Origin of the sequence: Klebsiella sp. A-Nf5 (assembly GCF_002810545.1) — a bacterium.
Taxonomy (GTDB): Bacteria; Pseudomonadota; Gammaproteobacteria; order Enterobacterales; family Enterobacteriaceae; genus Klebsiella; species Klebsiella variicola.
The window spans coordinates 1-474 of sequence record NZ_PIOG01000136.1 but is presented as its reverse complement, the minus strand read 5'-3'; the positions used below and the strand labels follow the sequence as shown (position 1 = coordinate 474).

At 55.3% G+C, this 474-nt stretch carries 1 protein-coding gene; it reads right to left on the bottom strand.

Going from position 1 to position 474, the window contains the following annotated elements; translation table 11 throughout:
* The coding region (locus CWM53_RS13900) for an alginate lyase family protein (RefSeq protein WP_206062621.1) at positions 1–474 on the bottom strand (474 nt) is incomplete at both ends.

Sequence of the window (474 nt, the reverse complement as noted above, 5' to 3'; positions counted from 1 at the left end):
CTCTGAGGATGGTAAAAGCGGGGCAATAAGGGTGGTGATATCGTCGGGATATTTCGCCCGCAGCCACTGCGCTTTGTTGCGAAACAGCGGACCTTCCGGCCAGGCGTGGGCGGCAGTGGCGATATTGCGCAGCGCTTTTTGGTCATCCATGTTATCAATGTCTTTCCATGGCCATGGAGTATCGCTGTTAATAAATCCGGCGATGTACTGATAGCCTTTGCGCAGACTATGGTCATCAAGGGTGAAGTTCCAGATATCGACGCCCGCTTTCTCGCCCAGTCGCCCGAGGCGGTTGTAGGCTTCAAGGTTGAAATTACTGTAGTGCCAGGGCCGCGTACGCTCCAGCTCGGCCATCTGACGGCCTTCGATATCAAATTGACCGGCAATGCGCCGTAGCTGGGTGAGATACAGGCGCTGTTTCGCCTCGTCGGTTTTTCCGCTAAACAGGGCGAAGGTGACGGCCTGCATGTCAAA